The organism is Patiriisocius sp. Uisw_017 (assembly GCF_047731265.1).
Classification (GTDB): Bacteria; Bacteroidota; Bacteroidia; order Flavobacteriales; family Flavobacteriaceae; genus Patiriisocius.
On sequence record NZ_CP159835.1, the window covers coordinates 91094 to 115475 of the forward strand.

Genomic DNA, 24382 nt, shown 5'->3' on the forward strand with positions numbered 1-24382 from the left:
ATAATAAGTACTGAAATTTATACCCTATGAGCAAAGAAAATTTGCTGAACATTTCTGAAGAAATTGAAAGCGATCACTTGAGTGCAAGCCCTTTTACCCCTCTGAGAAATGATGCTTTTGATCTAAGTGATATTGAAAAAATTGCAAGTATCAAAAAAGATGTTCGTAACATTATGCAAACATTAGGTCTCGACCTCACTGATGACAGTTTAAAAGGAACTCCAAATAGAGTAGCCAAAATGTTCGTACAAGAACTATTTAGTGGTTTACATCCAGACCGAAAACCAAAGGCTTCAACATTCGAAAACAAATACAAGTACAATGAAATGCTTGTAGAAAAAAATATTACACTGTACTCCACTTGTGAGCATCATTTATTACCTATTGTAGGAAAAGCTCACATAGCATATATTTCTAACGGAACTGTTGTAGGATTGAGTAAAATGAATCGCATTGTTGATTATTATGCAAAACGGCCGCAAGTGCAAGAACGCTTGACAATGCAAATTGTTAAAGAACTTAAAGAAGTGTTAAATACTGAAGATGTTGCTTGTGTTATAGATGCAAAGCATTTGTGCGTGAACTCACGAGGCATACGTGATATTGATAGCAGTACCGTAACAAGTGAGTTTGGCGGTGCATTTAAAAAACACGAAACACGAGCCGAATTTCTGGATTACATCGGTTTGGTTACAGAGTTTTAAATAGTGCGTACAAAATTATTTATTCTTTTATAGTTTATGCAGTTATATAGCAAACAAAAAATATCCCTTTATAATTCGCTTTCAAAAAGCAAAGAACTTTTTATACCTATTAACGAAGGTTCAATAGGTATGTATGTTTGTGGACCCACTGTTTACAGCAATGTTCACATGGGAAATTGTCGTACATTCCTATCTTTTGACTTGGTTTTTAGATATTTAAAGCATTTGGGATACAAGGTTCGCTATGTAAGAAATATCACAGATGCTGGTCATTTAGAAAATGATGACGATACTGGTGATGATAAAATTGCGCAAAAAGCACGTTTGGAAAACATAGAACCTATGGAGGTTGCGCAAAGATATACGGTAGATTTTCACGATACTATGTCAAAATTTAATGCACTATCACCAAGCATTGAGCCTACTGCAACTGGACACATTATAGAACAAATTGAAATCGTTGAAAAAATTATTTCCGAAGGATATGGGTATGAAAAAAATGGCTCCGTTTATTTTGATGTAAAGAAGTTTAATGAAGATCACGAATATGGTAAGTTGAGCGGCAGAAAGCTTGAAGACATGATCACGAATACCCGCGAACTTGCAGCACAAAGTGAAAAGAAAAACCCACAAGATTTTGCACTATGGAAAAAAGCAGAACCGAAACATATTATGAAATGGTCTTCACCTTGGAGTGAAGGTTTTCCTGGTTGGCATTTAGAATGCACCGCAATGAGCACCAAGTACTTAGGAAAAGAGTTTGATATTCATGGTGGAGGAATGGATTTAAAATTTCCGCATCACGAATGTGAAATCGCCCAAGCAGAAGCAACTAACAAAAAATCACCTGTTCATTATTGGATGCACGCGAATATGCTAACGCTTAATGGCAAAAAAATGTCAAAAAGTACTGGGAATAATATCTTACCATCTGAGCTTTTTAGTGGTGAAAACGATATTTTAAGTAAAGCCTTTCCTGCTACGGTAGCTAAGTTTTTTATGTTTCAGGCACATTACAGAAGCATCCTAGATTTTAGTGATGGTGCATTGGTTGCGAGTGAAAAAGGATACCATAAAATGATGGATTCCTACCGAAGCTTATCATCCATTGAAGCTGGTAAAGAAAGCAGCTTCGATGTTGCTGCTTGGAGGCAATCTTGTTACAACGCAATGAATGATGATTTTAATAGTCCAATTCTTATTGCGCAACTTTTTGAAGCAACTAAATTTATCAATACGCTAAAAGAAGGAAAAAGCAATATCACCAAAAGTGATTTAGTCCTTTTAAAAACAACAATGCACGGTTTTATTTTTGATGTACTGGGGCTCGTCGATGTTGCTAGTGTAGGTTCTTCAAACGATGAAAAACTTTCAGTAACAATCGAACTTTTAATTGAATTAAGAAATCAAGCTAGGGCAAGTAAGGATTTTTCCACAAGCGATCGCATTCGTGATGAACTTCAAGAAAAAGGAATACAATTAAAGGATGGGAAAGATGGAACTACCTTCTCGTTAATTTAGAGATTTTCTATATATGATTGCGAATTTTGAATTTTAGCAATATTTGATTTAATTAAAAAAGTTTCGCTTTTGAATCCCGATTTAACATAAACTTTTTCGTTATTGATTTACCCAGATTCACCTTAACCGAATGGCAGGATATTAATTATTAGAGATTCTAAAATTTTCAGCCGCTGAGCGAAGGAGCAAAATTATAGGTTTAACAACTTGATATCGTTAGATTTTTATTTGCGATTAACACGATTCTCGATAGTTTAAAATTATAGTATGGATGTTTCCCGATTTCTTATTAAACCATTTGTATTTTTAATAAGAGGCTATCAACGGTTTGTTTCGCCTGCCCTTCCACCCACGTGTAGATATACCCCGTCCTGTTCTCATTATTCTTTAGAAGCATTACAAAAACATGGTTTTTTAAAAGGGAGTTGGCTATCAGCAAAGAGAATTGCTAGATGTAATCCCTGGGGTGGCAATGGACACGATCCTGTGCCTTGAACTGGATTTTAGAGGTACGATGTTGAAGGTATAATTTTTTTGCGCTATGTTTTGTTTTAGGCTTCAATTTCAATTTCAAAAGCCCCCTTCCAAATTTCAATTAAACATATTCCGTTTCATTTCAAATTTACCGTGATTCACCTTCCCCCGAGGCGCAGAAAAACCTTTCTTTATTTCATTGAAAATTTTCAGCCGCGGGCGGGAAGGAACTAAAATTAATTTATTTCAGTTTAGACATCCGTTTTGTGATATGCATGCTAGTTTAAAATAAATTTTAGTTTCCGAAGTTTTGAAGGTGGATGTTTTTATCTTTACGCTCACATAAAAATTAGCAATGCACACACTCACTCTGCTTTGGAATCCTAACGATGGGATTGATCTTGGCTTTTTTACTATAAAATTTTACAGTCTTATGTTTGTAATTGCCTTCTCATTAGGGTGGGTGATTATTAAAAAAATATATCAAAACGAAGGAGAAAGTGAAAAAAATCTTGATAGCCTTTTTATTTATATGGTTGTTGCCGTCCTCTTAGGGGCGCGTATAGGCCACGTACTATTTTATCAAAGCGAATTAATTTTTGAAGACCCGCTTTCAATTATCCTTCCATTTAGATTTGTTCCTGAAATTGAGTACACGGGTTTTCGAGGCCTCGCAAGCCACGGTGCCGCCATTGCTGTTATCATTGCTATGTTTATGTACAGTAAAAAGGTGATAAAAAAACCGGTGCTTTGGATTTTAGATCGTGTGGTAATTCCTGTTGCCAGCGGTGCTATTTTTGTACGTATTGGAAATTTCATTAATTCTGAAATTATTGGAAAGCCTTCAGGCGATTTCCCTTTAGGAGTTCAGTTTTTAAAAGATGAAATTGGCGCAAGACAAGCAACAAATATTACAGGTATTAATGATGTAAAAGAAGCGTATAGCGCCATAGCAAAAGACCCTAGTTTTGCTGAAGTACTCGCTTCTGTTCCTTTTAGACATCCAGCGCAATTGTATGAGGCTGCCGGTTATGCTATTGTATTTGCAATACTATTCTATTTTTATTGGAAAACAGACAAGCGTCATTATCTAGGTTTTCTCTTCGGAATGTTTTTGACTTTGCATTGGACAGTAAGATTTTTTGTAGAATTTTTAAAGGAAGCTCAAGTTCCCGAAAGAGCAGATTGGATTTTGAATACGGGGCAATTATTGAGTATTCCATTAATAATCGCTGGGATATATTTTATGGTGGTTTCGGCTAAAAAAAGATACACAAGCGAGAAGTAAGACCGCTTTGCTGAAAAATATAAGACTAGATTTTGAATGTATAAAAACTCTTTCTTTTGTTGAATGACTAAAAAATCAAACTTTAAAAATGTTTAAATCGCTCTCTATTATTACTTTAATATCACTCTTTTGTTTTTCAGGCTGTAAGGATAATACTCCTAAAAAAACGAATCTTACTCAGGAAGTTGCTTTTACCAAGCAAGGGACTTTAAAAATTATCAATCCTGAGACTGCTAAAGAAAAAACTAGTTTTGATATTGAAATAGCAGATAACGAATATAAAACGCAAACAGGGCTGATGTACCGTCAATCTATGGAGGCTAATCAAGCGATGCTTTTTATTTTTAAAAACGAACAACCGCGTTCTTTTTACATGAAAAACACGCTGTTTTCACTTGATATTATTTATGCTGATGCCAAAAAGAAAATCGTTAGCATTCAAAAAAGCGCAAAACCATTAGACCCCACTTCACTGCCATCCAACGCTCCAACAACCTATGTAATTGAAATTAATGGAGGTTTGAGTGATACGCTTGGTATTGCAGTTGGGGATATTTTCAAGTTTACTAAAGAATAGACCCTCGTTACAATATATTAAGCGCCTCTCCCCTCAAAGAATCAAGGTGTAGGTCCTAAATCCCTCTTTGAAGCAGGACTTATTTTTAGTAGTACTCGCTAAAAATATTTTACAGTAGGCTGGTTTAATTTAATTAACCCTCATTGATTAGTTTTTACTGGAGTTACACTTTCTAAAACCGGCAGACAACGCCTTTAACAAATTCCCTAAATTAGACCTCTAAGAAGTTTTTTTCATACGTTACATTTTATATTTAGGTACTCGTTTATAAAAGCAAAAGCCTCTCAAAAAAATTGAGAGGCTTTTTACTATTTAAAGTTTCTGAAGTGAATTATGCGACCACTTCTTCTTCCTTCTTTTCAGCTAATAAATCACTAGCTTTTTTCTTTACGGTATCATACATTACTGGTGTTGCAATAAATAGTGAAGAATAAGTACCTACAACTACCCCTACGATTAATGCAAAGATTAATCCCCTAATAGATTCTGCGCCTATAAAGAAGATACAAAGCAATACTACCAAGGTAGTTAAAGATGTATTTAAAGTACGACTCAATGTACTATTCAAGGCCGAGTTAATCACTTTGCTAAATGCCCAATTAGGATTATCGTTAAAGTATTCACGTATACGGTCAAAAACAACCACGGTATCGTTCAATGAGTATCCAATTACAGTCAAGATCGCTGCGATAAAACTTTGATCTATTTCCATACTAAATGGCATTATGTTTTGTGTTAATGAGAACACACCCAACACCAACAATACATCGTGGAATACTGCGACAACAGCACCTAAACTAAATTGCCATCTTCTAAATCGCAACAGAATATATAAGAACACTACTATAAGAGAACCTAAAACTGCCCAGAATGAATCTTTCTTGATATCATCTGCAATGGTAGGACTCACTTTATAGTATTCCATTATTCCTGCTACTTTCTCGTCGTTGTCCCCTTTAAACTGCTCATACGTCATTCCGTCTGGCAAGTGAGACTTTACGCCATCATATAATAACAGTTGCATTTCCTCATCAACCGAAGTGCCAGTTTCATCTACTTTATATTTTGTAGTTACTTTTAATTGGTTATTACCACCGTAGGTTTTTGCCTCTGCACTGCCGTAGACAGCAATAAGGTCTTCTTGTACTTCAGCAGCATTTACATCTTGAGCAAAACGAACTGTATAGGTGCGTCCTCCAACAAAATCTACCCCTTGATCTAAGCTATTTATAGCCAAAGAAGCTAAACTCATCGTAACCAAAACTCCCGAAATGACATACGCAATTTTACGTTTTCCAAGGAAGTTAATGTTTACGTTCTTAAATAAATCCTTAGTAAGTGGCGTAGAAAAAGCCAACGGCTTTCCATTTTTAGTATACCCATCAATAAATAATCTTGTGATAAAGATTGCTGTAAACAAAGAAGTAAGAATACCTATTAATAAGGTAGTTGCAAATCCTTGGATAGGTCCCGTTCCAAATACTAAAAGAATTAAACCTGTTAAACCTGTTGTGATGTTCGCATCAAGAATAGAAGACAAAGCATTTTGGAAACCATCTTTAATAGCATCTCTTTGTGCTTTTCCTTTTGCTAGTTCTTCTCGAATACGCTCAAAAATAAGTACGTTCGCATCTACCGAAATACCAATCGTTAATACAATACCTGCAATTCCAGGCAATGTCAATACGGCGCCCAATCCAGCTAAAATTCCGAAGATAAACAAGATGTTTACTACCAATGCTACATTGGCAAAAGCTCCTGCTTTACCATAGTATAGAATCATCCATATCAATACTAAAACTAAGGCAATGATAAATGAAATCATCCCACTACTAATTGCTTCTTGTCCTAATGTAGGCCCAACAACTTCTGCTTGAATAATGTCTGCAGATGCTGGTAATTTACCTGCACGCAATACATTTGCTAAATCTTGTCCTTCTAAAATATTGAAGTCTCCCGTAATCTCACTACGACCTCCAGCAATACCTCCCGGTGATGTTACACCTGGCGCAGAGTATACGATATCATCTAATACAATTGCAATCTGAGAAGTATTTTTATTAGCGTTCTTGGTCATTTCTTCCCAAATCTTAGCTCCTTTACCATTCATTTGCATTGATACTGCAACATTACTAAACTGGTCATATGTTTGAGCAGCATCTGTAACCACACCTCCTGCAAGTGGCGGCGTCATATCTCTATTTCCTTTAATAGCATACAATCCTGTAGTGGTGATTGTTTCTCCTGTTGTAAGCTCAACATCTGATGGCTTTTCCCAAACAAATTTTGTAAAACGCTGCTCTGCTGGCAATAAAGAACGCACTTGTGGCATGCGTAAATAACTATTAATCGTAGCGGTATCTTTTAACGCGAAGGTTGCAATTACTGGTCTTCCTTGGAACCCTTGCGAAACCATTTTAGAGAATACCGGATTTGTTACTGAAACATCTGCAACTTCCTCATCAAGGTTCTCGCCATCTAATAATTCGCTAATATCATCATCTACGGTTTGAGTAGTATCTTTAACTACTTCCTCCGTTTCTGGAGCAGCAGCTTTGTTTATCTCGGCTACTTTAGCATCCATTTGGCTTAAAAAACCAACCATATCTTCAAACTTATAAACATCCCAAAATTCTAATTGAGCTGTTTGCACTAAAAGTCCTGTTACACGACCTACATCCTTCGCTCCCGGTAATTCAACTAATACACGTGCTGAATTTCCCAAACGTTGTAGGTTAGGTTGTGTTACCCCAAACTTATCAATACGCTTGCGTAATACCTCAACGGCTGAAGTAATAGACTCATCAATTTTACGATCAATCACCTTTTTAACCTCGTCATTGTCCATCGACGCATCTAAATCATCTTCTAAATTTTTATTGAAGAAAATATCTGGTGACGCCAATTTATTTTCACCCGGCAATGCTTCAAATGATTCGTAAAAAGACTCTAAATAGGTTTCTTGCTCTTCTGTCTGACGTTGGTCTGCAGCGGCAAGTGCCTGATTAAAAGCTGGGTCTTTAGTGTTATTTGCCAGACCAGCAAGGATATCTTTTACCGAAATTTGTAAAATAACATTGATACCACCTTTAAGGTCAAGCCCTTTGTTTAGCTCTTTTTCTTTAGCCGTTTTATAATCAATCCCCATCATTATTGGTAGATTAGATACGCTGTCAAGATACGCTACTTCTGCGGCAGCTCTTTCGCTAGGTTGGTCTTTAGAAAATTTACTGCTAGCATACGCTGCTGCGTCATCTTCTACATTGTTTGCTAAGTATGTGAATGATAATTGGTATAAACTTACCAATCCAAACAATACGGCAAAAACTATAATTAATCCTTTGTTTTGCATTATTTATTTATTTTAAGTCAAATTTTTGATCCCGCGAATGTAAAATTTACGCATCAATTTGACAATGAATTCTATGATTATATTGTGATTCTTTGATTTCTACTGAAATGTAGAACCTCCCAAATACATCTAGGGATTTAGATACCTTATAAGTATTAAGATATGAGTCCTGCGGAAGGCCCGGCCCTCACTTCGGGAATGCTATAGTCTGCATTCTGTAAACTGAAACCATTTTTGCGATACCAATTATAAGCAACCGAATTGACCTCTTTTCTTTCCGAAATGATTAATGTGGCGACCGAAAGATAAACGTCAGGATTAAAAAACCGAACTACTTTAGTCGTCTGTTCAACAAGAGTACCTGCAAGATCTGATTCAAAATCTCCATTTTGTTGTATTTCAGTAATATCAAGTTGGTAGGCTATGGGAAGACTTTCAGTATCTCTGTTATTAGTATTGTTAGCGGTTTGTCCAAATTGAAATAGTGTTTCAGTAGAAAAAACACTTTTGATTGAGACGACATCGACCGTACTGTAATAGGAAATTTTTAGACCACCGTTCGTAGTTTCTTGAACTTGGATTTGAGAAGCCCCAAGGTCTTGCAACTTCATTTTTATAGTAGCAATAGCACTTTGTGCTTCCTCCAATGTTACGCTATCCTCAGAAAATTGTATGACAATTTCTTGATTAGCAACCGTTGGCTCAACAAAACTTATACCGGCTATAGCCAGTATAAAAAGAAAGGATCGTATGTACCATTTGATTTGCACGCGCCAAATATAATTAAATAGAACCCAATAAAAAACCTCAAAAGGTCTTTATCCTATATCCAAGGCTTTGGAGTACAAGGGACGACTTTTAAGGTTTAAACTATTATAAACTGAAAATCTACAAATCCAACAATCCATTGGTTTTAGAAACTCCTTCAGCACTTTCTTTCATATGTGCCATTTCGGCATCAGTCAGATCGATTTTTACGATTTCTTCAATACCATTTTTTCCCAATATTACTGGAACTCCAATACAAAGATTACTCAAACCGTACTCACCATCTAGTAATACGGAGCAAGGGTACATTTTCTTTTGATCACAGGCAATTGCTTGAACCAATCCTGAAACCGCAGCTCCTGGTGCATACCAAGCAGACGTACCTAATAAACCAGTAAGTGTAGCGCCACCCACCTTTGTATCTTCCATCACTTGATTTAACCTTTCTTCAGAAATAAATGCGCTTACTGGCACAGAATTTCTAGTAGCCAAACGTGTTAAAGGCACCATTCCTTTATCACTATGGCCTCCAATTACCATTCCATCAACATCACTAATTGGAGCCTCTAAGGCCTCTGCTAGGCGATATTTGAAACGTGCACTATCTAGTGCTCCACCCATACCTATAATTCTGTTTTTTGGCAAACCAGTTACTTTATGAGCCAAATAAGTCATTGTATCCATTGGATTACTTACAACAATCAAAATTGTATTTGGCGAGTGCTCCACTAGACTTGTTGAGACCGCTTTTACAATACCTGCGTTAATACCAATTAACTCTTCTCGAGTCATTCCAGGTTTTCTAGGAATTCCACTGGTAATTACACAAATATCACTATTTGCAGTTTTACTGTAATCATTTGTAGACCCTACAATACGTGTATCAAAGCCGTTTAATGAAGCAGTTTGCATCAAATCCATTGCTTTCCCCTCGGCGTAGCCTTCTTTGATATCTAATAATACAACTTCACTTGCAAAATCTTTAATGGCAATGTACTCTGCACAACTTGCGCCAACGGCACCTGCACCTACAACTGTTACTTTCATCTGTGTTTAATTTATGGTTTAAAATTTATTATTTGTGGTTGCTTTTTTCTGAATAAAAATATCCAATAAAAATTAAAAATATATTTAAAAAATGCGATGCAAAAGTACGTATTATCGCCGTTATTTTGAAGTAGATAGCTCATAAATTTAAGCTAAAATGCCAAACCGAATACAGTAATCAAAACACGAATTTTAAAAAAGACTACACATAAAAAAGCATCCGTCGCGACGGATGCTTTTTTTTTACAAAATCTATAAACTTTACTTATGCATCAATATTCGCATATTTTGCATTCTTCTCAATAAATTCTCTACGAGGTGGAACCTCATCGCCCATTAACATAGAGAACACTCTATCTGCTTCTGTACTACTATCAATAGTTACTTGGCGCAAGGTTCTAAAGCTAGGATTCATTGTAGTATCCCATAATTGGCTCGCATTCATTTCTCCAAGACCCTTATATCTTTGTATACCAGCACTTCCACCAAACTCTTCATTAAAGGCATCACGCTCTTCATCATTCCAAGCATATTTCTTTTTCGCCCCTTTTTTAACGAGATACAACGGTGGTGTTGCAATATATACATATCCATTCTCCACCAGTTCTTTCATATAACGGAAAAAGAACGTTAAGATTAATGTTGAAATGTGGCTTCCATCTACATCGGCATCACACATAATAACTACTTTATGATATCGCAATTTTGTTAAATTAAGGGCTTTACTATCTTCTTCAGTACCTATGGTGACTCCTAATGCGGTAAAAATATTTCTAATTTCTTCGTTTTCGAATACTTTGTGTTGCATTGCTTTTTCAACATTCAGGATTTTACCACGCAATGGTAAAATTGCTTGAAAATTACGATCACGTCCTTGCTTAGCAGTACCTCCTGCCGAATCTCCCTCGACCAAGAACACTTCACACTTTTCTGGATCTTGCTCTGAACAGTCACTTAGCTTACCTGGCAAACCACCACCACTCATCACTGTTTTTCTTTGCACCATCTCACGTGCTTTACGCGCTGCATGACGCGCTGTAGCAGCAAGAATTACTTTTTGAACTATTGTTTTTGCATCATTAGGATTTTCTTCTAAATAGTTTTCAAGCATTTCTGACACCGCTTGGCTTACTGCTGCAGAAACTTCTCTGTTTCCTAATTTAGTTTTTGTCTGTCCTTCAAACTGTGGCTCTTGCACTTTTACTGATACAATAGCTGTTAATCCTTCTCTAAAATCATCTCCAGCGATATCAAATTTAAGTTTATCCAACATTCCAGAAGCATCTGCATATTTTTTTAAAGTATGCGTTAAACCTCTTCTAAAACCACTCAAGTGTGTTCCTCCTTCGTGCGTATTAATATTATTTACATACGAATGCAAATTTTCATTATATGAAGTATTGTACACCATTGCAACTTCTACAGGAATATCATTCTTTTCACCTTCCATCGAAATCACATCAGCAATCAACATCTCGCGATTGCTATCTAAGAATCTAATAAATTCTTTTAATCCTTCTTCACTATAAAAAGTTTCGCCCTTAAATTCGCCATTTTCTTCGGTAAACCTGCGATCTTCTATGGTTATTGTAATCCCTTTATTCAAGTAAGATAATTCCCGTAAACGACTGGCAAGCGTATCATAATTATACTCTACTGTTTGCTGAAAAATAGTTCCATCTGGTTTAAAAGTAACCAAGGTTCCACGCTCTTCTGTTTCACCTACAGACTTCACTGGGTATTGTGCTTTCCCTTTTTGATATTCTTGCTCGTATATTTTTCCGTTGCGGTATACGGTTGCTTTTAAATCTCCAGAAAGCGCATTTACTACAGAAACCCCAACACCGTGAAGACCCCCTGAAACTTTGTAACTATCTTTATCAAACTTACCCCCGGCACCAATCTTGGTCATCACCACTTCAAGAGCACTCACCCCTTCTTTTTTGTGAATGTCTACAGGAATACCACGACCATTGTCTTTTACAGTGACGCTATTATCTTCATTAATCCAAACATTTATCGTATCACAATGACCTCCCATCGCTTCGTCAATGGAATTATCAACTACCTCATATACCAAATGGTGCAAACCTCTTGTACCTACATCACCAATATACATGGATGGGCGCATGCGCACATGCTCCATTCCTTCTAATGCCTGAATACTATCTGCGCCGTAACTTCCTTTTTTCTGTTCTTCGCTCATATTTTATTATCCGACAAAGCGGATATTATTTTAATTAAATTCTCTATTTGTGTAGAAAATGATTTTAACAAACCCCTTCCAAAAAAAGACAGGCATCTTAAATTTCAACAAAACAACTTTGAAAACAACCTTAAATTAAACTTGATAAAGGTGTTCAAAAATCGTCGTTTTTCAAAGTAAAACAAATATAGCCAAACACATACTAAAATGAAGGGTTTAGAGCCATCACAAGCATCAAGTTATTAACAAGTTGTTGTGAAAAACAAGCCTTGATTTTGGTCTTCTCCAAAACATTCCTATCTGAAATGTTATGATACTACATCCCGTGCGACTTAAAGCCTTATTAAACCTTATTATTTTGGCATATTATTAAGAATTCATCTTGAAAAAATCTACTATTTTTAAAAACTAAAAATAAATAAATCATGAAAAGAGTATCATTTACCTCATTAGTAATACTAGTCGCTATGTGTTATGGCACCACTGCCATTGCACAAAATTTTATAAGTCTCGATAAAAGCCCTATGGATATAGCATCATACCCATCTAGTTATAAGGTTTCAGACAAGTTGGTGCGTGTTGCGTATAGCAGACCTCAACTAAAAGATAGATCGCTTGAAAAACTTGCTCCTAATGATAAAATATGGAGAACCGGCGCTAATGAAGCTGCAGAGATCACGTTCTACACATCTATGATGCTAGGCGAAACTGAAATACAACCAGGAACCTATTCGCTTTTCACTATTCCTAACAAAGGATCTTGGACTGTAATTGTAAATAAAGCTAGTAATAATTGGGGAACCTCTGGGTACGATGAAAAAATGGATGTTGCGCGTTATAAAGCTCCGGCAACTTCAGGGAATAAAAATGTAGAAGCGTTTTCAATTACATTTGACGAATCAAAAACAGGAGTTGACATGTTTATGGGTTGGGGAGATGTTGTTGTAACCGTTCCTTTTACAAAAGCAAAATAAGTTGAAAAATACTTAAGGCGTCTGCGCTACATTACGTAGGAAATAAGACTAAAAAATACGTTTCCTAAAAAGCCGCTTTGATGCGGCTTTTTTATTCGCTAGAAGTCGACTAGAGTTGGATTCTTGCAACGACATTTCAAGTAGTCAAAAGTCTTCCTTTCGAATTTTATTTTTGATGTTTCAATAAAACACCTTCCAAAATCAAGCTTCTCCCAAATCTCGGAAAATTTATAAACACAAAAATAGGCAGCCGCTAGGGTGAGAAGTGAGCTCGTAACTGAATAAAATTATTTAATGAAGCGCTAATTTATTTAAGGAATATTCAGATACTTGTGTGTTTGCAACGAAACCATCCAGGTAGGATTCGCCATTACATAATCAACGATTAACGGAATCATTTTTTCACGCTTGCTCCATTCTGGCTGTAAGTATAAAATACAACGATCATTTACCTTTGCAGCCTGTTCTTCAGCAAACTTAAAATCATCTTTGTTAAAAATAATCACTTTTAATTCGTGTGCATTTTCATATACGGCAGGAGTAGGTAATTTTAGTTTTTTTGGAGAAAGACATATCCAATCCCAAGTACCTGTTAATTGATAGGCGCCAGAAGTTTCTATATGCGTTTGCATGCCTTTTTCTTTCAAAAGAGACGTTAAAGGCCCCATATCCCAAGTTAAGGGCTTTCCCCCAGTCACAACAATAGTTTTAGAATATTTTTCTGCATTTGCTGCTATCAAATCAATGGCAGTTGGAGGGTGAATTTCTGGATTCCAACTTTCCTTTACATCACACCAATGACATCCAACATCGCAACCACCAACTCGTATAAAATAAGCCGCAGTCCCTTTGTGATATCCTTCGCCTTGAATAGTATAAAATTCCTCCATTAAAGGAAGCATAGTACCTTGCCCAACCAATTCCTGAATTTCTTCTTTCAACATAGGCGGCAAAGATACATGATTGAACGGCTGTGCCATTCAATAAATCTCAAATTTACCAGCTCCAAATTCCAATAATGAACTCCTCAATTTAAATCTCGATTCAACAATAATTATCATTACTAAGAAATTAAAATATTAAATACGTTCAGATTTATTAAGTTTTGGAATTTGGAGTTTTGGAGTTTGCGCGAACTGCGACCACCTCGATTTCAATTTTAGCGCCTCTTGCTAATGCTTTCACAGCAAACGTTGTACGCGCCGGTTTTTGAGGAAAATAGGAAGCATAGATATTATTAAAAGCTGCAAACTCTTCAATATTATCTAGTAACACCATAACCTTCACCACATCTGCCATAACTAAGTTATGTTGTGATAAAACAGCCTTAATATTTTCAAGGGTTCGTTTTGTTTCGATGTCAATACCGCTAGAAACAAGTTCACGGGTGCTATGATCCATTCCTATTTGTTCTGAAAGGTAAAATGTATTTCCTACTTGCCCAGCATCACTAAAGGGAGTTTCCGCTTTCTTAGGTTCGTGAGACGAATGATAAACTACAAAATTAGGTTCTTCTTTAGTATTTTCACTAGCTATTGAAGGATTAGATTTATCCTAAATACAACTCAATAATACCACGAGAATTATGAATAAAAGCAATCTATATTTCATAAACGGTAAAATTTAATGATAACCGAAATTATTAAAAGTAAAGTACACAAAATTTCAATAGCTAGGGTACAATTGTTACTTTTATCCGAAATTTGAACGATGGCAGATACACAAGAATTTTTTGACTATATCACCGCTGGTTATTCTACTAAAGGTGATGCAATTACTATGGGTGCTGCAATGCTTAATGGTGAAACCGTAACCAATGCACTTGTCAAAATACCTTTAAAAACAATGAACCGCCATGGACTTATTGCTGGTGCTACGGGTACCGGAAAAACCAAAACACTGCAGGTACTTGCAGAAAACCTAAGCGAACAAGGGGTCCCTGTGCTATTAATGGATATGAAAGGTGATCTTAGTGGTATTGCTCAACCTAGCCCTGGTCATCCTAAGATTGACGAACGCCACGAAAAAATTGGCATTCCTTTTACAGCTAAAAAATTTCCTGTGGAAATACTAACCTTGTCAGAGCAAGCTGGCGTTAGAATGCGCGCTACCGTGAGTGAATTTGGCCCTGTTTTATTGAGCCGTATTCTTGACTTGAGCGAAACGCAAAGCGGAATTGTCTCTGTACTTTTTAAATATTGTGATGACAATAAATTGCCCTTACTAGACTTAAAAGATTTCAAAAAAATATTGCAGTATGCAACCAATGAGGGAAAAATAGCATTGGCCAAAGACTACGGCAGGATTTCTCCGGCATCTACAGGTGCTATTCTAAGAAAGGTTGTTGAAATAGAACAACAAGGAGGTGATTTATTCTTTGGTGAAAAATCTTTTGAAACTTCAGACTTGCAGCGCATTGATGAAAACGGAATGGGATACATCAATATTTTAAGATTAACAGATATCCAGGACCGCCCTAAACTGTTTTCAACATTTATGTTGTCTTTGTTAGCTGAGATATATGCGACTTTCCCGGAGCAAGGCGATAGTGGTCGCCCAGAACTTATCATATTTATAGACGAAGCACACCTTATTTTTAAAGAAGCAAGTGATGCATTGTTGGATCAAATTGAAAGTATTGTAAAATTAATACGTTCTAAAGGCGTAGGACTTTATTTCGTCACACAAAACCCAACCGATGTGCCAGATGGAGTTTTGGGTCAATTAGGATTAAAAATACAACACGCACTTAGAGCTTTTACTGCAAAAGACAGGAAGGCAATAAAACTTACCGCTGAAAATTATCCTATCTCAAAATACTATGAAACCGATGAAGCATTGACTTCTATGGGAATTGGTGAGGCAATGATTAGTGCCCTTAATGAAAAAGGAATCCCCACTCCACTCGCGGTAACATTATTGAGAGCGCCGATGAGCCGAATGGATGTTTTAGAAAATCGCGAGTTAAAAGATTTAATTGACAATTCTAGGTTAATTAGAAAATATAACAAAGAAATAGATCGCGAAAGTGCCTATGAATTACTGAATAAAAAAATCGAAGAAGCAGATCAAGAGGACGCTAGAGAGAAGGCACAAAAAGAAAAAGAAGCTGCTGATAAAGGAAGCTCCTCAAGAAGAAGGAGCAACCGCAGATCTCCTGAGAATGTATGGATAAAAGCATTAACTAGCCCAACCGTTATAAGAAGCGTTTTGGGTATTCTAAGCAAATTAATTAAATAAATAAAATTACAACATGAAGAAGACATTAATAGTAGCTGCAATAGCGAGCATTTTGTTCACACAATGCGAAAAAAAACAAGATAAATTTGCGATTGGTATTGGCAGCATTGGTCAAGTAACCAGTGAAACTGTTATCAAACAAATAGATTCTATTTTTGCAAACGATAGTATTGTTCCCCAAAGTAGCATCAAGGATGCTTTAGGAACACAGGGAGAAGTAGATGTTTATGAAAAAAGTGGGGCCAAGTTATTACGCCTCTCTCCAGATGATGAGAACAATCCAGATGCGGTTATCACAAATGTTAGGGTCTATGACGCTAGATATAAAACTGACAAAGGACTGCACTTAAACAGCACTTTCAAAGACATTAAAGACAACTATAAAATTTCTGGAATACAAACTAGTTTTGATGCTGTAATTATATCTTTAGAAGGAAGCGATGTGTATGTAACCATCGACAAAAAAGAACTTCCTGAAAATTTACGCTACAATCTTAATATTAGAATAGAGGCTACTCAAATACCTGATACTGCAAAATTTAAATATTTTATGATTGCTTGGGATGGAGCTGATGAATAAAACATTTTAGATTTAAACGAACATCAAATTTTTGTTAATGCCCGCTTGAAAGCGGGCATTTTGTTTTAAATTTAACATATTCTAATTTATTTAACGAATCACTAATTTATGAACCCAATACAACCTTTCCATTTAGCAATCCCAGTAAATAATGTAGCGCAATGCCAAATCTTTTACCGTGAAATAATAGGCTGCCAAGAAGGTAGAAGCAGCGATCATTGGGTAGATTTTAATTTTTATGGACATCAATTAGTCATCCACTATAAAAAAGGAAAACAGGAAGAAGCCTCTACAAATTCTGTAGACGGAAAGGAAGTGCCCATACCCCATTTTGGAGTTGTTCTAACGATGGAACAATTTGAAACACTTTCTAAAAAACTAAAGCGTAAAAACATCCAATTTATTATAGCGCCTTACATTCGGTTTAAAGGAGAATTGGGAGAACAAGCAACCATGTTCTTTAAAGATCCGTCTGGGAACGCACTCGAATTTAAAGCATTTAAAAATATAGATCAATTATTTGCTAGCTAATGACCAAGAAACATATTCCTCCAAAAATTATTCGTCAAGTATTTATATTACTTATCATACTATTGATAGGCATTCTAATTTTTAGAGAGATGCTACCTTATTTCTCTGGCGTATTGGGCGCAATCACCATTTACGTATTGATGCGTCCATGGATGACCAAGCTACTAGCAAAAGGTTGGAAAGCAGATTGGGCAGCCGCATTACTTATTTTCTTTTCATTTGTAGCCATTCTTTTACCCGTCTCAGGCATTGTGCTTATGTTAGGAAATAAGATTGGTAATGCTGTTAGCAATAGTGAAAAGGTTACCGCGGCATTTAAGGATCAAATAGCTAAATGGGAAGGAAAACTAGGGTATGATTTAAGTTCTGAAATTGATGTACAACAAATTTCAGGGTATATTTCAGATAGCTTACAAGGTTTAGCGGGTGGAACGTTTAATGTTTTTATTTCCATAGGGCTTATGTATTTTATGCTCTATTACATGTTGACAAATAGAAGTGAGCTTCGCGAATCACTCTATGAACACATTCCCATTAACAGACGGAATCTTAAAACTATTGGCACCGAAATACAGCATATGGTGCGATCTAACGCATTTGGAATACCTATGGTGGCCATTGCGCAAGGTATTATAGCTCTTATTGGTTTCTTAATATTTGGTATTGAAGCCCCCTTCTTTTGGTTTGTTATAGTTACCATTGGTTCGATGATTCCATTTGTGGGAACACTCATAGGTATTTTACCTGTTTTTATTCTAACACTTTCTTCTGGAGATAATTTTGCAGCTTGGGGAATTTTAATCTATGGCTTTGTAGTCGTAGGTTCTACCGATAATATCATACGGCTTTATGTTCTTAAGAAACTGGACAACGTTCATCCATTAATAACACTTATTGGAGTTATTGTGGGAGTGCCTCTCTTCGGTTTTATCGGACTCATTTTTGGACCTTTATTAATAAGCCTTTTTACTGTTATTATGAGAATTTATCGAAAGGAATATGGTGAAAATACCGCCGAAGCGGCAAAGGAAGAACTCTAAAAATGTTTAAAAAAATTAAAAATACTGCATATCCACCCCAAGAAAGACCTATACTGGTATGGGACGGCAACTGTGGTTTTTGCAAATACTGGGTAACACGCTGGAGAGGGTTAACAAAAGAAAAGGTTGTTTATAAAACATTTCAAGAAGCGGCTCAATATTTTCCAGACATACCACTAAAAGAATTTAAAAAAGCTTCCCGATTTATCGATACTGATGGTCGCATATACAGCGGTCCAGATTCAGCTTACAAAAGTTATTCTGCGGGTAATATGAGTCCCTACCTTCACAAATGGTATCAACAAAATGGAGTCTTTGCAAAGATTTCAGATACTGGATATAATTATATTACAAAAAACCGCCCCTTGGTTTTTAAATGTACTCAGTTACTCTTTGGAAAAGACCCAACAGATCCTAAACCGTATTGGTTGATGTATATTATTTCAACCATACTAATTGTCTTCTATCTGTCTAGATTATAACAAATTAATGTTTGAATATCGTATTAAAAATTTGAATTGTATTTTGTCCAGTTTAAGAAGAAGAATATAAACATATCGTGAGCTATCGTTCTATTTTATGATGCCGTCTGGTCTCAAAATCGAACTTTTATCCACCCGTTTAGGGCTCGTTACATTTTTAATTGGAAGGTTTGCAATAATCGTTCTTGCCATAAAAACAAAGAGTAATACTATGAAAATAATTAAATATATTGTCGGAACTCTTATAGGATGTATGCTATGGGGAGCCTTCATTTTTTTTGAAGTTTCAAATGGTTTTTTACTGAAGTCCATTGCTACAGCAGATTCACCCGAGGCATTTATAAAAGAATTTTCTTCCACCATTGAAAAGAACCACAAAGGAAATCTTGCAATGGCATTAATAGAAAATGGGCAAATAAGTAAAGAATATTTCTATTCTGTTGATCAACCTGTTACTAATTAATCTATATTTCCAGTTGCCTCTATAAGTAAATGGATTACTTCTTGGGGATTCACGTACTAGTTGTTGAAGGAAAACTAGACCTTGACGCGCCCATGGAAACCTATTTAACCCGTTGGAAACTCCCAAAAAGCGAATTTGATCATAGCAAAGCAACCATTAAAACCTTATTATCTCATACTTCAGGTTTGATTGAGGATATTGGTTATGCAGGATTTGGTCCTGGAGAAAAAGTGCGGACGATCGAAGAATCTTTAACAAATGCCGCTGATGGATATTATGAAGGTGCTGCAGCAAAAATTGATCACGAACCAGGAAGTAAGAATACGTATTCTGTTGCAGGATATACCATTTTACAACTTATTATTGAAGAAGTTTGTGGTGCCTCCTTTCAAGAATATCTGACTGAAAAAGTTTTTGTCCCGTTACAAATGAACAATTCGACCTTTGATATTGCCACAAAACCAAATGCCGTTATTGCTCAGCGATATACAGACGAAGGCACTATTGCGCCACGCTATAAATTCACAGTTTTAGCAGCAACTTCCCTTTACACCACTACTGAAGATCTCTCGAGGTTTATGATCACACACGTTTCAAAAAACAAATTGCTTTCGAAAGAAGTAATTACAATGATGAGCGAACCTTTTGCTTTTAGAAATGATATAAGCATTCACGGAATGGGTCCTACGATTTAAAGTCAAAAAAATAAAAACGTTACGATCATAGGACACGATGGAAGCTGTGATGCAATTAATACCGCAGCAAGAATAGATTTAAAGTCAAAAAGCGGAATTATTGTATTAGAAATGGGTGATTATAAGCTAGCTTAAAACATTGCCGAGGAGTGGTTATTTTGGAAAGCAGGTATTGCAGATTTTGTAGTCATCCAAAGAAATAAAAACTACTCGTTTAGTTCATTTTTAATAGGATGCCTTGTTATTAGCTTGCTATTTATATACCAATTCAGAAAACAAAAAAAAGCCTCCTAAAATTTAGTTAGAAGGCTTCTTTCATTAAAAGATTATAAAATTATTTTACTATAATTCTATGTACTTTATTTTCATCACGGTTTCCTACTTTAATAAAGTAAACACCCGCAGATACATAAGACATATCGATCGTCTTGCTATATACAGAGCCATTGCTCTTTAGTACATAATAAGCTAGATTTTGACCTAGCATATTATATACATATACCGGTAAAACTCCATTAAATGTGGATGCGTTAAAGCTCAACTCAAACTGATTGTTTGGTAATGTTATTACTGTAAAATTAGCCGCAACAAAAGCGGAATCACCGATTCCTAAAACTGCCTGAATATCAACCGTATAATCTTGGGTTTCACCAAAAGTATAATCACTGCAAGGATCTAATACATCACCATCAGAGGATGTGTCTATTGCCTTCACTCTTAAAACGTGAGGTCCTTCATTAGCTCCAACTGGAATAACCAATTCAAAATTGTCCAGTTCACCAAAAACTGAAAAGAATTCACCTGAAATTAATCTTTCAGATTCCTCAAAAACTAAATCATCATTAAAATCAATCCAAGCAGAAAGTGCTTCAACCCCCACTGCACCATTCCAGTTTACTTGGGCTTGTAAATTATAAACGTTACTTCCAGCTAAATTGCTCAGTACAGTGCTAAGGTCAGTTCTATCTGCATAACCCTTAGGGCCACCAGCTGGTTCAGTATTACATCCATCACCACCATCATCAGCAGAAATGGTATTTAATACAAACATTTTAATGCCGTCTAAATTACATCCAGATTCTGCATTGTCAGGATCTACTGTAGTTACAGTTGGCAAACAATATCCCTCAATATTTTCTACAACCTTAGTTAAATCATCATTAGTTTCATCCGCATCACTTGCTAATTCTGTACCAGAAATAATAGTATAAACACCTATTACTGATAAATCTGCTGGAGTTCCAAAGGTGAAAGTATCTGTTGCACCAGATACTAAAGGACCTGGATATACATCATTTGTTATGACTCCATTTATAGAATAAAAAACAGGAATATTTGATTGTGTTAAGGCTCCAAAATTTTGAATAGAAATCGCAACATCTTCAGCATCACTCAATACATTTCCTGTATTCGGGGCATCAATAGCAACTACACCTGTATCAATATCATTTAAATGTATTACCGTTTTAGTAACGCAATTATTGTCTACATCTTCATCGCCAACTAAGCCAGTACAAGCGGTAATGCTATAGGTTGTTCCATCAGCACCTAAATCACCTGTAGCCATAAAGGTATAGGTAACGTTTGATGAAGGAGGAATAGGCCCTGCAATAACTTCATTGACTGAAGTACCACCGTCTACGGTAAAGGAAACTGGCACATTACTTTGTGGATTAACCCCAAAGTTGCGCACAGTTACTTCAATTGTTTCAGTAGTTGATAATGCTCCTGTTTCTGGTTGAACGATAGCGATAACACCTGTATCATTAGTAGCATCCGGAGCTATTTTAAATCTACCCACAACATCTGCTCTTCCATTTCCTGGACTTATATATTCTGTAATAAACCAAAACGTTTGATCATCACTTGGATCAATATCAATCTTACTATAATCTCCGTAACGATTTGCTCCACTAGGCACATTTCCGCCACCTTGTGCTATTAATTCTTCACCTACTGTCATAGTACCTGCTGGGTCATTTGCAAAACGCCCTGTATAATAACTGCTTACAAAAACACCATTATCACCATCCATTCCAGAATATCCCATTCCTATATTCCCTTCTTCATCCATTATCAAACTTGCATTCCAAGCGTGTTTTCCATCTGGAGAAGTGTATGTTCCTTCTTGCTCAAGTGTCCAAGGTTGACCTTCTGTCGTCTGACGAAACTCATACCAACGTATCGCTGCTAATTTACCACCCGAAGGATCCACATCAATAACATGGTTAAATACTGCAGAATTATGTGTTGAGAATTTTCTAAACTGTGCTTGATTCATTGTTATTCCTTGAAGGGCATCAATTAATCCACCACCGTTAGGCTGCGCTAAATTAGCAAAACTACCTCCATCAAAAGTTCCTGTGTAAGGTGAAACATCAATTTGTTGCGCTGCAGATACAGATGAATTTGCAGGAACATCAAAATCTATCGTTGCATTCCAAAATTTTACGTGATCTGTACTTACTCCACCAAAAGCATCATCTTGCTGATATACAATTGGTACATTTTGTAATGATGGAATATAATCATCAGAAACATTAAGTATTTGATGTCCTATAAAATTTTGTGGTACATATCCAGGTAATGCGAATTGTTGTATTGATACATTAGCCGCTGGTTCACCATCTAACATTGCTTGTCTTTCTAAGGCTACTAACGGAAATGAAAAATCATTGTCTGCCATAAAATAGCCATCGCCGTAAACTGAAAGTTTATTATAATCACGAAGTTGTGGTGCAAAATAAACATTCCAGCCATCATTAACCGGATCTGGACCCTGAGAAACTGCTAAACGTGCTCCAGCGTTTAATCCTACAAGAAAAGATAACACCCACCTTCCAGGAGTTGGATTACTTGCTGAAGTAGCTGCAGCATCATAAGAAACGGTTAGATCGCAGCAACCGCCTGCACCAAATATGGCTCCAGGACCTGTCTGCCCTACTAGTTCTACCCCATCTTTATCATAAATGGCAAACCCTGTATTAAATACAACCATTACGTGATTTGGACCTACTGCCAGTGCCGGATCTGTAGGTTGGCTATTTGAAAAAACAGCATCAAAAACCAAACTTGGTGCCCTGCCTTGAATTTTTCCTGTAAGCTCGTGAGGGTTTTCAGAAAGAACATCCCTTTGATTTCCTTTGCCAGGAACAACTTCTATCTTTGGACCACGCAGACTTCTGCTGTCTTGCGCTTCTTCACCGGTGTTAATTGCAGGTTCTATTTCATTTATTCTAGACGCTAGAGAAGGCACCTTAACTAGTGTCTCTAGGGTACCTGCTCGCTTTAATGTTTGATCATTTTCTTGACCAAAAACAGTAAAAACAGCACAAACCAATGCAATCGTAAATAACCTTGCTTTCATAATATTATATTTTTGTTAAAAGAATGATATTAAGGCATATTTAGTGATGGTTCTAATAATATGAGATAATTATTAGTCAAATCACAAAACATCAACAATTAAACGTGGGCTTTTATTTCTTGAAACTTTACCTTTTCTTTGCAGCTCTTTGCTCTCTTGCAAGCAGTGTGTTTTTCAATAACATTGCAATCGTCATAGGTCCTACTCCACCAGGAACCGGCGTTATAAAGCTGGCTTTTTTACTTACTTCCGCAAAATCTACATCACCCACAATTCTATATCCTTTTGGTCTAGAATCATCATCAACACGGGTAATACCAACATCAATAATTACAGCATCGTCCTTTACCATTTCAGCTTTTAAGAAATTAGGAACCCCTAATGCGGAAATAATGATATCGGCCTGCGATGTTATTTGTGTAATATTTTTTGTGTTACTATGTGTTAATGTAACAGTACTATTTCCTGGCCATCCTTTGCGACTCATTAAAATACTCATTGGACGCCCTACGATATGGCTTCTTCCAATAACTACGGTATGTTTTCCTTTAGTGTCCACTTCGTATCGCTCTAGCAACTCTAAAATCCCAAAAGGTGTTGCAGGAATAAATGTGGACATATCCAATGCCATTCTTCCAAAGTTTTCTGGGTGAAAACCATCCACATCCTTGCTAGGTTCTACTGCCATCAATACACGCTGGGTATTAATTTGTGGTGGTAAAGGCAACTGAATGATAAATCCATCTATGTCATCATTCTCGTTTAATTCTTTGATTTTATCAAGAAGTTCAATTTCGCTAGTCGTATTGGGCATACGCACCATAGTAGATTCAAAACCTACACGCTCACAAGACCTCACTTTACTGCCTACATAGGTCAAACTTGCACCATCATCACCTACAATAACTGCAGCGAGATGAGGCACCTTTTCCCCAGCATCTTTCATTTTAGAAACTTCAGCTGCGATTTCATTTTTAATGTCGTTTGAAACTTTTTTTCCGTCTAGTATTGTCATCTTATTAGGTATTCAGTGGGCAGTGGCAGTAGGCAATTATTGTCTCTACTTAATTACC

Annotated in this window: 21 protein-coding genes; 13 read left to right on the forward strand and 8 right to left on the reverse strand. The window is 36.3% G+C overall.

Features of this window, described 5'->3' with window-relative positions:
* Window positions 1-26: 26 nt before the first annotated feature.
* The 5 genes from folE to ABXT67_RS00390 all read left to right on the forward strand — a co-directional run bounded on the left by folE (window position 27) and on the right by ABXT67_RS00390 (window position 4564).
* Window positions 27-704: a GTP cyclohydrolase I FolE gene (gene folE, locus ABXT67_RS00370; protein ID WP_415375312.1), complete on the forward strand. Its 678-nt coding sequence runs from the start codon at window positions 27-29 to the stop codon at window positions 702-704.
* 36 nt (window positions 705-740) lie between these two features.
* Window positions 741-2225, forward strand: coding sequence for a cysteine--tRNA ligase (gene cysS, locus ABXT67_RS00375; RefSeq protein ID WP_415375313.1), 1485 nt, complete (start codon window positions 741-743; stop codon window positions 2223-2225).
* A 267-nt stretch (window positions 2226-2492) separates the two neighbouring features.
* Window positions 2493-2720 (forward strand): membrane protein insertion efficiency factor YidD, encoded by a 228-nt coding sequence (yidD, locus tag ABXT67_RS00380; protein WP_415375314.1) that lies wholly within the window; start codon window positions 2493-2495, stop codon window positions 2718-2720.
* 334 nt (window positions 2721-3054) lie between these two features.
* Window positions 3055-3987, forward strand: a complete 933-nt coding sequence (gene lgt, locus ABXT67_RS00385) for a prolipoprotein diacylglyceryl transferase (protein WP_415375315.1) — start codon at window positions 3055-3057, stop codon at window positions 3985-3987.
* Between the two features lie 88 nt (window positions 3988-4075).
* Entirely contained in the window at window positions 4076-4564 is a 489-nt protein-coding gene (locus ABXT67_RS00390; RefSeq protein ID WP_415375316.1) for a DUF192 domain-containing protein, read from the forward strand.
* 331 nt (window positions 4565-4895) lie between these two features.
* Here ABXT67_RS00390 and secDF read toward each other — a convergent pair whose 3' ends face one another.
* The 4 genes from secDF to gyrB form a co-directional block, all read right to left on the reverse strand.
* A complete protein-coding gene (gene secDF / locus ABXT67_RS00395; protein WP_415375317.1) occupies window positions 4896-7916 on the reverse strand; it encodes a protein translocase subunit SecDF in 3021 nt (1006 codons plus the stop codon).
* A 155-nt stretch (window positions 7917-8071) separates the two neighbouring features.
* Window positions 8072-8686, reverse strand: coding sequence for a hypothetical protein (locus ABXT67_RS00400; protein WP_415375318.1), 615 nt, complete (start codon window positions 8684-8686; stop codon window positions 8072-8074).
* Between the two features lie 118 nt (window positions 8687-8804).
* Window positions 8805-9731, reverse strand: a complete 927-nt coding sequence (mdh, locus tag ABXT67_RS00405) for a malate dehydrogenase (protein ID WP_415375319.1) — start codon at window positions 9729-9731, stop codon at window positions 8805-8807.
* A 265-nt stretch (window positions 9732-9996) separates the two neighbouring features.
* Window positions 9997-11937, reverse strand: a complete 1941-nt coding sequence (gene gyrB, locus ABXT67_RS00410) for a DNA topoisomerase (ATP-hydrolyzing) subunit B (RefSeq protein ID WP_415375320.1) — start codon at window positions 11935-11937, stop codon at window positions 9997-9999.
* A gap of 425 nt (window positions 11938-12362) precedes the next feature.
* On the opposite strand from gyrB, the gene ABXT67_RS00415 reads away from it, so the two are divergent.
* The gene (locus ABXT67_RS00415) at window positions 12363-12911 is read left to right on the forward strand and encodes a DUF2911 domain-containing protein (RefSeq protein ID WP_415375321.1); all 549 of its coding nucleotides are present in this window, start codon (window positions 12363-12365) and stop codon (window positions 12909-12911) included.
* A 311-nt stretch (window positions 12912-13222) separates the two neighbouring features.
* Here ABXT67_RS00415 and ABXT67_RS00420 read toward each other — a convergent pair whose 3' ends face one another.
* Together ABXT67_RS00420 and ABXT67_RS00425 are read right to left on the reverse strand one after the other, a co-directional pair.
* Window positions 13223-13855 (reverse strand): 7-carboxy-7-deazaguanine synthase QueE, encoded by a 633-nt coding sequence (locus ABXT67_RS00420; RefSeq protein WP_415376888.1) that lies wholly within the window; start codon window positions 13853-13855, stop codon window positions 13223-13225.
* Window positions 13856-14009: 154 nt separating this feature from the next.
* Window positions 14010-14447: a Rid family detoxifying hydrolase gene (locus ABXT67_RS00425; RefSeq protein ID WP_415376889.1), complete on the reverse strand. Its 438-nt coding sequence runs from the start codon at window positions 14445-14447 to the stop codon at window positions 14010-14012.
* 174 nt (window positions 14448-14621) lie between these two features.
* On the opposite strand from ABXT67_RS00425, the gene ABXT67_RS00430 reads away from it, so the two are divergent.
* The 7 genes from ABXT67_RS00430 to ABXT67_RS00460 all read left to right on the forward strand — a co-directional run bounded on the left by ABXT67_RS00430 (window position 14622) and on the right by ABXT67_RS00460 (window position 19942).
* Window positions 14622-16151: a helicase HerA-like domain-containing protein gene (locus ABXT67_RS00430; protein WP_415375322.1), complete on the forward strand. Its 1530-nt coding sequence runs from the start codon at window positions 14622-14624 to the stop codon at window positions 16149-16151.
* A gap of 13 nt (window positions 16152-16164) precedes the next feature.
* Window positions 16165-16731, forward strand: a complete 567-nt coding sequence (locus tag ABXT67_RS00435; RefSeq protein WP_415375323.1) for a hypothetical protein — start codon at window positions 16165-16167, stop codon at window positions 16729-16731.
* Between the two features lie 108 nt (window positions 16732-16839).
* A complete protein-coding gene (locus tag ABXT67_RS00440) occupies window positions 16840-17262 on the forward strand; it encodes a VOC family protein (RefSeq protein WP_415375324.1) in 423 nt (140 codons plus the stop codon).
* Complete coding sequence (locus ABXT67_RS00445) at window positions 17262-18302, forward strand: AI-2E family transporter (protein WP_415375325.1); 1041 nt, start codon at window positions 17262-17264, stop codon at window positions 18300-18302. Before ABXT67_RS00440 ends, ABXT67_RS00445 begins: the two co-directional genes overlap by 1 nt.
* A gap of 2 nt (window positions 18303-18304) precedes the next feature.
* Window positions 18305-18784: a thiol-disulfide oxidoreductase DCC family protein gene (locus ABXT67_RS00450; RefSeq protein ID WP_415375326.1), complete on the forward strand. Its 480-nt coding sequence runs from the start codon at window positions 18305-18307 to the stop codon at window positions 18782-18784.
* A gap of 211 nt (window positions 18785-18995) precedes the next feature.
* Window positions 18996-19247 carry a hypothetical protein gene (locus ABXT67_RS00455; protein WP_415375327.1) on the forward strand — a complete coding sequence of 84 codons (252 nt, stop codon included), beginning with the start codon at window positions 18996-18998 and terminating at the stop codon, window positions 19245-19247.
* A gap of 29 nt (window positions 19248-19276) precedes the next feature.
* The gene (locus tag ABXT67_RS00460; protein WP_415375328.1) at window positions 19277-19942 is read left to right on the forward strand and encodes a serine hydrolase domain-containing protein; all 666 of its coding nucleotides are present in this window, start codon (window positions 19277-19279) and stop codon (window positions 19940-19942) included.
* A 334-nt stretch (window positions 19943-20276) separates the two neighbouring features.
* Here ABXT67_RS00460 and ABXT67_RS00465 read toward each other — a convergent pair whose 3' ends face one another.
* Entirely contained in the window at window positions 20277-23309 is a 3033-nt protein-coding gene (locus ABXT67_RS00465; RefSeq protein WP_415375329.1) for a GEVED domain-containing protein, read from the reverse strand.
* A 127-nt stretch (window positions 23310-23436) separates the two neighbouring features.
* On the reverse strand, window positions 23437-24324 hold the full coding sequence (locus ABXT67_RS00470; RefSeq protein ID WP_415375330.1) for a bifunctional 5,10-methylenetetrahydrofolate dehydrogenase/5,10-methenyltetrahydrofolate cyclohydrolase: 888 nt from the start codon (window positions 24322-24324) through the stop codon (window positions 23437-23439).
* Between the last annotated feature and the right edge of the window lie 58 nt (window positions 24325-24382).